This is a genomic window from Actinomycetota bacterium, from assembly GCA_035540895.1.
GTDB lineage: Bacteria > Actinomycetota > JAICYB01 > JAICYB01 > JAICYB01 > DATLFR01.
On record DATLFR010000185.1, the window covers coordinates 1 to 8,925 of the forward strand.

The 8,925-nt window shown below is 73.0% G+C and carries 6 protein-coding genes; 3 read left to right on the forward strand and 3 right to left on the reverse strand.

What is annotated here, in order from left to right; translation table 11 throughout:
* From VM840_10605 to VM840_10615, 3 genes are all read left to right on the forward strand, one after another.
* Positions 1-508 (forward strand): MoxR family ATPase (locus VM840_10605; GenBank protein HVL82026.1); only part of this gene is annotated, 508 nt, incomplete at its 5' end.
* Positions 509-513: 5 nt separating this feature from the next.
* Positions 514-1,368: a DUF58 domain-containing protein gene (locus VM840_10610; GenBank protein ID HVL82027.1), complete on the forward strand. Its 855-nt coding sequence runs from the start codon at positions 514-516 to the stop codon at positions 1,366-1,368.
* The gene (locus VM840_10615; GenBank protein ID HVL82028.1) at positions 1,365-5,873 is read left to right on the forward strand and encodes a VWA domain-containing protein; all 4,509 of its coding nucleotides are present in this window, start codon (positions 1,365-1,367) and stop codon (positions 5,871-5,873) included. The genes VM840_10610 and VM840_10615 overlap by 4 nt, the downstream gene beginning before the upstream one ends.
* Here VM840_10615 and VM840_10620 read toward each other — a convergent pair.
* The 3 genes from VM840_10620 to secD are packed head-to-tail and all read right to left on the reverse strand — an operon-like array spanning position 5,867 to position 8,831.
* Entirely contained in the window at positions 5,867-6,394 is a 528-nt protein-coding gene (locus tag VM840_10620) for an adenine phosphoribosyltransferase (protein ID HVL82029.1), read from the reverse strand. The genes VM840_10615 and VM840_10620 overlap by 7 nt on opposite strands.
* Positions 6,391-7,467, reverse strand: a complete 1,077-nt coding sequence (gene secF, locus VM840_10625; protein ID HVL82030.1) for a protein translocase subunit SecF — start codon at positions 7,465-7,467, stop codon at positions 6,391-6,393. Before secF ends, VM840_10620 begins: the two co-directional genes overlap by 4 nt.
* Entirely contained in the window at positions 7,467-8,831 is a 1,365-nt protein-coding gene (gene secD / locus VM840_10630) for a protein translocase subunit SecD (GenBank protein HVL82031.1), read from the reverse strand. Before secD ends, secF begins: the two co-directional genes overlap by 1 nt.
* Positions 8,832-8,925 lie beyond the last annotated feature (94 nt).

Genomic DNA, 8,925 nt, shown 5'->3' on the forward strand with positions numbered 1-8,925 from the left:
GCCGGAGGCGCAGCTGGACCGGTTCCTGCTGAAGGTCCTGGTCCGGTTCCCGACATCGGAGGAGCTCGTCTCGGTGGTCGACCGCACGACGGGAGCCACCGCGGCCTCGGTGAAACCCGTCGCGGACGCGCAGACCCTCGACGCGATGATCGACCTGACCCGGCGAGCCCCCATCGCGAGCCATCTCGTCGAGCACGCCGTCCACCTCGTCATGGCCACCCACCCCGGCGGGGAGACCGCCCCCGAGCCGGTGCGGCGCTTCGTCCGCTTCGGCGCGTCGCCGCGGGGGGCTCAGGCTCTCGTGCTCGCGGCTAAGGCGGCCGCGCTGCTGGACGGGCGTCCTAACGTCTCCGCCTCCGATATCCGCGCCGTCGCCCCCGCCGTCCTGCGCCACCGGCTCGTCCTGGGCTACGAGGCTCCCGTGGAGGGGGTCCAGCCCGACGACGTGGTATCCGCCGTCCTGGACGCGGTTCCCGAGCCCGCCGTGGGGATCCGGGGCGCTCCCTAGCGGACATGCTCTCACCGGAGCTGCTGTCCCGGCTGGAGGCGCTGCAGATCTCGACCCGGCGCCGGCTCGCGGGGCTGTTCGCGGGAGACCACCGCTCCCCCCGCTACGGGACCTCGATCGATTTCAGCGACTACCGTCCGTACTTCCCGGGGGACGATTTCAGGCGCATCGACTACGCGCTGTACGCGCGGCTCGACGTCCTGCTCGTGAAGCTGTTCGAGGCCGAGGAGGAGCTGCACGTGCGTCTGTTCGTGGACACCTCTTCGTCGATGGGGGCCCACGGCAAGCTTGAGGCGGCGACGCGTCTCGGGGCGGCGCTCGGGTTCGTGGCGCTCGTGAACCGCGACCCGGTGACCGTCCACACCTTCCCCCTCGACCGCCCGGCTCCCCGCTTCGTCGGACGGGCGGCGGTCCCCCATCTGTTCGACCACCTGTCCTCTCTGCGGGCGTCGGGGACGACCCCGTTCGCGGCGGCCGCCCTCCGGCTGCTCGCCCGGCCGGGGCCGTCCGGGCTCACCGTCGTCTTCAGCGACCTCCTCACCCCCGAGTGGGAGGAGGGACTGCGGCGTCTGCCCGCGCGCGGAGGGGACCTGGTCGTCGTCCACGTGCTCTCGCAGGAGGAGACCGACCCGCAGCTCGTGGGCGACCTGGACCTGCGCGACCGGGAGGACTCGAGCCGGGTCGAGGTGAGCCTGTCGCCCGACGTCCTGCGTCGGTACCGCGAGTCGGTCCGCGCCTGGACGGATGAGGTGGGGAACATCTGCCGGCGGGCGGGCGCCGCCTACCTCCGACTGGACCCCGCCGACGACATCGAGGCGCTCCTGCTCGGGTCGTGGCGGCGGACGGGGGTCCTGCGGTGAGGTTCGCGAACCCGGCTGCGCTGGCGCTCGGGCTGCTGGCCATCCCGATCGTGGCCCTGCACATGCTGCGTCCGAGGCGTCCGTCGGTGGACGTCTCCTCCACGTACCTGTGGCGGGAGGTGTCCCGACCCGTGTCGAGCGCGGTGCCGTGGCAGCCGCTGCGGTGGTCGGCCCTCCTCGTCCTGCAGCTGCTCGCCGTCGCCCTGCTCACGGTGGCGGCCGCCCGCCCGGTGCGTCCGACGCCGGTCCCGCTCGCTCAGCACACCGTCTTCGTCGTCGACACCTCGGCGAGCATGGGGGCGACGGACACGCCTCCCGACCGGGTGGCTCGGGCGGCGGAGATCGCCCGGCAGCTCCGCAGGCAGGTGCCGGACGGGGGTCTGGCCAGCCTCGTCGTGGCGTCCGACCACCCACGGGTCGCGCTCGCCCAGTCCGCCGACCCCCGGGAGTTCGACCGGGCCGTCGACGCCCTGCGCCCCGGGCTGGGCCGGGCCGACTTCGCGACGGCCTTCCTGCTCGCCGAGAGCCTCGAGACGCCGGGGGTGCCCATCGGGTTCGTCTTCCTGTCCGACGGGATCTTGAACTCTGCCGAGCAGCGCCTGATCCCGCCGGGCACCCGGTACGAACCGGTCGGCGCGTCTGGGGAGAACCAGGCGGTCATCGGCCTGGCCGTCGAGCAGACCGGGAGCGCGCTGCGGGCCCGCGTAGCGGTCCGGAACGGGGGAGACACCGAGTCCGTGCGCCAGCTGCGCGTCGACGTCGACGGGAGGACCCGGGCCCGCGTCGAGCTGACGATCCCGCCCCGCGACACGGTCGAGCGCGCGTTCGACCTCCCCGCCGGCGACCTCGTATCGGCCGGACTGGACGGGGTGGACCTGCTCGCCGTCGACGACCGCGCCTACGCGGTGGCGTCGGGCCGGCCCTCCATCCGGGTCCTGTTGGCCGGGGAGAACGGGCCGTTCTGGCGGACCGCGCTCGAGGCGATCCCCGGAGTGGCGGTCGAACGTGCAGAGGGCACCGCCCCCGCCCCCGGTTTCGACCTCGCCGTGTACGACGGTGTGGCCGTCCCGCCCGACCCCGGCGCTCCCTTCGTGGCCGTCGCACCGCCGGGCGGGCTCCCACAGGTCGATGTGACCGGGACGGTGGAGGGGCCGGTCCCGACGCTCGTGCGGTCCGACCACCCGCTCCTGGAAGGGCTCGACCTCTCCGACGTCGCCATCGCCGAGGCGCAGCGGCTGACCGTCGCGGCGGACGAGGTCCTCGTGGGAGCCGAGCAGACGCCGCTCCTCGTGCGCGGCACCCGAGGCGGTCGCCCCTTCGCGTACCTCGGGTTCCGGGCGGACCGCAGCAACCTCCCGGTCCAGGTGGTCTTCCCGATCCTGGTGGACCGCCTCGTCACCGACCTGACCCGGACCGGCGCCACGACCGAGATCGCCGCCGGGAGCCCCCTGCCGCTGGACACGACGGTCGAGGCGACCGTGCGGGGACCCGCCGGCATCGAGAGGGTCGTGGCGGCCGGGTCGACGCCGCCGGTGGCGGAGAGGCCGGGGTTCTGGCGCATCGAGCAGCAGGGGCGCCCGGACCTCGTCTTCGCGGTGAACCCGGTCTCCGAGGAGGCGACCATCGCCCCGGCCCGGGAGCTCGCGATCCGTCCGGCCGTCCGCAGGGAGGGCGACCGGGTTCCGCAGGGTGAGCGGTCCGTCCTGCCCTGGGTGGTCGCGCTCCTCGGGGCTGTCCTCGCCGCCGAGCTCCTCCTGAGCAGGAGGACGTCCGGGGTGCCGGGGTGGCAGTGGCGGGCCGCCCTGGGCGTGCGCACGGCGATCGCCCTCCTGCTCCTGCTGGCGATCGTCTCCCCCACGCTGCCGAGGCCCGGGCGCGGCGTGGCGACCGTCTTCGTCGTGGACGCGTCCGACTCGATGGGCGCCGGGGGTCGGGCGGCCGCCACGGAGTGGGTGAGGGAGGCGCTGCGGGAGCAACCCGACGGGGCCCGGGCGGGGGTGATCCTGTTCGGTGGGGATGCGCGCCTGGAGCTCGCCATGCAGACGGGAGCCGAGCTGCTCCAGCCGGCCGCCCAGGTGGACGTGCAGAGGACCAACCTCGCGCGCGCCCTGCGGCTGGCGGGAGCCGTGCTCCCCCAGGACGCCCGCCGGCGGGTCGTGATCGTCTCCGACGGCGAGCAGAACGAGGGCGACGCGGTGGCCGAGGCGCGCCGGCTCGAGCGCAGCGGGGTGCGCGTGGACGTGGTCTCGGTACCTCGGGCCACGGGCGCCGACACGGCGATCTCGGATCTGGACCACCCCTCCCGGGCCGCGGTCGGAGAGCGGTACGAGCTGAGGGCGGCCGTCACGTCGTCGGTCGCGCAGCGCGCGCGCCTGGTCCTGCGCCGGGAGGGCGAGGTCGTGGACGAGCGGGTCGTCGACCTCCCGGAGGGGCGGACTGTCGTCGTGTTCGAGCGGGAGGCGACCGAGGTGGGGCTCCAGCGCTACCGGCTGGACGTCGAGGCGCCCCAGGACACCGTCCGCGAGAACAACAGCGCGTTCGCGGCCGTGGAGGTCGAGGGTCCTGGCCGGGTCCTGGTGGTGGAGGGGTCACCCGGCGGAGCCGGCGCCCTGACGGCGGCGCTGCGCGCCGGAGGTCTGGAGGTCGACGTGACCACGCCCGCCGCGCTCCCGCCGATGGACACCCTCGGCACGTACCGGTCAACCGTCCTCGTGGACGTCGAGGCCGAGTCGCTGGGAGCCCAGCAGGTGGCCACGCTGGGAGCGGTCGTGCGCGACCTCGGACGAGGGCTCGTGACCGTGGGCGGCGACCACTCCTACGCGCTGGGCGGGTACCGCGGTCACGAGCTCGAGAAGCTGCTGCCGGTCGATAGCGAGATCCGAGACCCGAAGCGCAGGGCGAAGGTGGCCCAGGTGCTCGCGATCGACAACAGCGAGTCGATGGGGGCCTGCCACTGCTCCCCGGACGGGCAACCCGGGTTCGGGGGGCCGCGCGGAGGAGGCGGCGGCGTGAACAAGACGGACATCTCCCAGGCCGCCGCGGCCCGGGCCATCGGCGCGTTGACCGCCGATGACGAGATCGGCGTCCTGGCGTTCAACGACACGCACCGCTGGCTGATCCCGCTCCAGGAGCTGCCGCCCGAGGAGGTCGTCTCGAAGGGGCTCGCCGAGCTGAAACCGCCCCGGGGCGGCACCACGATCACCCCGTCGCTGCGGGCCGCCGCCGACGGCTTGCGCAAGAGCAAGGCTCGCCTGAAGCACATCATCCTCTTCACGGACGGGTTCACGAACGAGACCGGCCTCGACCAGGAGGCGGCGAAGCTAGCCGAGGAGGGCATCACCGTCTCCGTGCTCGCCACCGGGGAGGGTCCGGTCGAGGACCTGAAGAAGGTGGCCGAGGCTGGACGGGGCCGCTTCTACCCGGGCCGCAACCTGTCCGACATCCCTCGCATCATGATGCAGGAGGCCGTCCTCGCCTCCCGCAACTTCGTGAACGAGGGGCGCTGGTTCCCGGTCGTGAAGGCGTCCTCACCCGCAACGGACGTCCTGACGGAGGCCCCGCCCCTGCTCGGCTACGTGGCCACGACCACCAAGCCCACCGCGACCGCTCAGCTCGAGATCGGCGACGAGGAGGACCCGCTCCTCGCCAGCTGGCGGGTGGGTCTGGGGCGCGCCACCTCCTGGACATCGGACGCCTCGGCCAGGTGGTCGCAGCTGTGGGCGCCCTGGGGCGGGTACACCGACTTCTGGACCGCGGTGGTGAAGGACACCTTCCCGGTGGTGGGCTCGGAGGCGGGCGCGGTCGAGACGCGCATCGACGGCGACGTCCTGCGCATCGCCGCCACCTCGGAATCTGGGTGGCCGGACGGCTCCACGGCCACCGCCCGGGTGACGACCCCGGACCTGCAGAGCCACGTCGTCAAGCTGGAGCGCACGGCGGCGGGCTCGTTCACCTCGACGCTCCCCGCCCCGGGCGCCGGCACCTACGCCACCGGCGTCCTGGTCACCGGTGCGCAGGGGCAGCCCGTCTTCGCCGGGACCTCGCTCGCTACGCGGTCCTACTCGGCCGAGTACCGTCCGTCCGGTCTCGGCCCCCAGGTCCTCGAGGCGGTCGCGTCGGCCGGGGCAGGGCGGGTCGGACCCGATCCCCGCCAGGCGTTCGACCCCGACGACCTGCCCCCCGGCCGGGGTTCGGTGCCGATCGCCGGGTGGCTGCTCCTCGCCGCGGCGCTGCTATGGCCGGTCGACGTCGCCCTGCGGAGGCTGGTCGTCGGTCAAGCCGGCCCGGCCGCTGTCGCCGCGGCTGCGTCCGCCCGCCGCAGGCTGCCCCCGATCCCGAGGTGGAGCAGGCGTACCACCCCGGCGGCTCCCGAGCGCGAGCATCCGGCCCCCGCGCGACCGGAAGAGCCCGCGACCCCGCCCGCGGTACCGGAGCGGACCCCGCCTCCGACCGTGCAGAGGCTGCTGGACCGCAAGCGAGGCGTCGACCCCCCGCGCGATCAGTAGGTGAGCAGCGTGTGGATGTCCAGGCCGGGCAGCTTCTCGCGCCCGGACAGGAAGCCCAGCTCGAGAACGAACGAGAACCCCGCTACCTCGGCTCCCGAGCCGGTCACGAGCGATACGGCGGCGGCCGCCGTCCCCCCCGTGGCCAGGACGTCGTCCACTATCAGGACACGGTCCCCGGCCCCGACCGCGTCCTGGTGCAGCTCCAGGCTCTCTGACCCGTACTCGAGCTCGTAGGTGACCGTGTTCGTCTGCCACGGGAGCTTGCCGCGCTTGCGGGCGGGGACGAACCCCGCACCGAGCCGGTAGGCGGCGGGCGCGGCGAGGATGAAGCCGCGGGCCTCTATCCCCAGGACCTTGTCGATCCGGTCTCCCGCGTGCGGATCGACGATCGAGTCGACGATGGTGGCGAAGCACCGGGCGTCGGCCCATGCCGGGGTGAGGTCCTTGAAGACCACGCCCGGCTTGGGGAAGTCAGGTACGTCTCGGACGAGCGACCGCAGCCGGTCCAGGGGGTCGCTCACCGGCGACGCTTGCGCTTGCCGTTGCGCCGCTTGGGCGGACGGGGTCCGGCCGCGGAGCGAGGACCGATCGCGGCCGGCTCCGACGCGGGCTCGCCTGAGCCGCTGGTGCGCGTCCGGCCCGTGGCGGGCTCGGCCTGGCGCACGGAGACGCGCGCCCTCAGGGTGGCCCAGCGCTGCTCCCGCTCCTTCCAGACGGCGAGGAGCGGGACCGCGAAGAAGATGGACGAGTACGTCCCCGCAGCCATCCCGAGGAACAGCGCGAGCGCGAGCTCCCGCAGGGTCGTCGCCCCGAGCAGGAAGGAGCCGACGAACAGGAGGCTGCCTACCGGGAGCAGGGACGTGATGGTCGTGTTGAGCGACCGGACCACGACCTGGTTGAGCGATTCGTTGGCGATATCGGAGTAGGTGCGGCGGGAGCTCGCCGACGCGGCCCGGGTCCGCTCCCTCACCCGGTCGAAGACGATGATCGTGTCGTACATCGAGTACCCGAGGATGGTGAGGAGCGCGATGACGGTCGCGGGCGTGACGACGAATCCGCTCAAGGAGTAGACGCCCGCGGCCACCACCAGGTCGTGCACGAGCGCGAGCAGCGCGATGACCGCCATCTTCCACTCGAAGCGCAGCGATATGTAAGCGGTCGCGACGAGCAGGAAGATGACGAGGGCCTGGATGGCCTTCGACGAGACCTGCTGACCCCAGCGCGGGCCCACGTCGTTGACGGTCACCGCGTTCGGCTGGACCCCCGTCTGCCGGGCGACGATCCGCGACACCTCCTGCTGGAGGTCGGCGCCGACGTGCTCCGTCTGGACGAGGTACCCGTCGTCGCCCACCTGCTGGACGATCACCCCGTCGATGCCGACGGCCGAGACCGCCTCACGCAGCTGCGCGGTCGGGATGTCCCGCTCGGACACGACCTCGAAGGAGGTGCCACCCCGGAACTCGAGCCCGAGGTTGAGGCCGCGGATGGCCAGCGACCCCGCGCAGATGGCAACGAGGACTCCCGAGAGGATGAACCAGGTGCGGGCGCGGCCGATGAAATCGATCCCCAACCCACCGCCCTTCAGCCGTCTCATCATGACGTCGCCGACACCGCCTCGTTCATACCGACGGCCCGCAGCCCGGCCATGCGCCGGTTGCGCGCTATCAGGGCCACCACCGGGTGCGTGTAGAAAGCAAGGAGTGCGATGTCCAACAGGACGGACATCCCGAGGGTCAGGGCGAAGCCGCGCACGGGTCCGATCGCGAACAGGTAGAGGATGATCGCCGCTGCGAAGGCCACGCTGTTGCCGGCCAGGTTGGTGCGGAACGCGCTCTGGTAGCCGCGCTCGGCCGCGCTGCGGAAGGTCTTGCCGTCCTTCAGCTCGTCCTTGATCCGCTCGAAGTAGACGATGTAGGAGTCGGCGGCGATCCCGACCGAGACGATGAGCCCGGCGATCCCGGCCAGCGTGAGCGTGAAGCCTCGCCACTGCCCCAGGGCGCCGATGAGCCCCAGGATCAGCGATGCGAACAGGGCCAGCCCGATCAACGTGATCAGCCCGAGCAGCCGGTAGAAGAGCAGCATGTAGATCGCGACGAGGCCCATGCCGATCGCGCCGGCGAGCAACCCGGCCCGCAGGGAGGCGGCCCCCAGCGTCGGGCTCACCTTCTGCACCTGCTGGGCCTCCAGCTCGATGGGCAGCGCACCCGTGCGGAGGACGAGCGCGAGGTCCCTCGCCTCCCTCTCGGTGAACTCGCCGCTGATCTGGGCGCGACCGTCGGTGATCGGCTGCTGGACCACGGGAGCCGACTCGACGCGTCGGTCGAGCACGATCGCGAGCGGACGTCCCCCGGGCGCATCTGGGGTGCCGGCGAGCTGCTGGGTGACCTGGGCGAAGTTGTCCCGTCCCTCCCGGGTCAGCTCCAGCTGGACCGTCCAGCGGTTCGTCTGCGGGTCCAGCATCGGGTCGGCCCGGTCCACCTCGTCGCCGCGGACGGCCGCGGGGGCGAGCCGGAACCAGTCGCCGTCCTCCCCGGTGAAGGTGACCGGGCGGTCGATCGGGTCCCCTCGGCTCAGCTCCCACCCCTGCTCACGGGCCTGCTCCTCCGGGAGGCGTTCCAACACGGGACGGAACCGCAGCTGGGCGGTGCGGCCGATGATCTGCAGGGCTCGGTCTGGGTCCCGGATGTCCGGGAGCTGGACGACGATGTTCTCCGCCCCGACCCGGGAGATCTCGGGCTCGGCGACCCCGAGGCTGTCCACTCGCTGGCGGATGATCGAGACCGTGCGGTCGAGCGTCTCCGGTGTGACCTCCCCGCGGGCGGCCAGGATGACCGACAGCCCCCCGCGCAGGTCGAGCCCCAGCCTCGGACGGGCCTTCAGGACGGTCAGACCGACCACGCCCAACGCGGCCAGCAGGACGACGACGACCAGGGAGATGACGTGGCGGCGTGTCCGCATCAGGCTTCCAGCTTCCGGGAGACGGACGCGCGGTCGATCTTTATCACCACGTTGTCCGCGACCTGCAGCGAGATGACGTCGTCGTCCACGCGGC

Excerpts from the sequence above, each read along its gene's own strand:
- VM840_10610 (HVL82027.1), top strand. The coding sequence starts at position 514 with ATGCTCTCACCGGAGCTGCTGTCCCGGCTGGAGGCGCTGCAGATCTCG.
- secF (HVL82030.1), bottom strand. The coding sequence starts at position 7,467 with ATGAGACGGCTGAAGGGCGGTGGGTTGGGGATCGATTTCATCGGCCGC.
- secD (HVL82031.1), bottom strand. The coding sequence starts at position 8,831 with ATGCGGACACGCCGCCACGTCATCTCCCTGGTCGTCGTCGTCCTGCTG.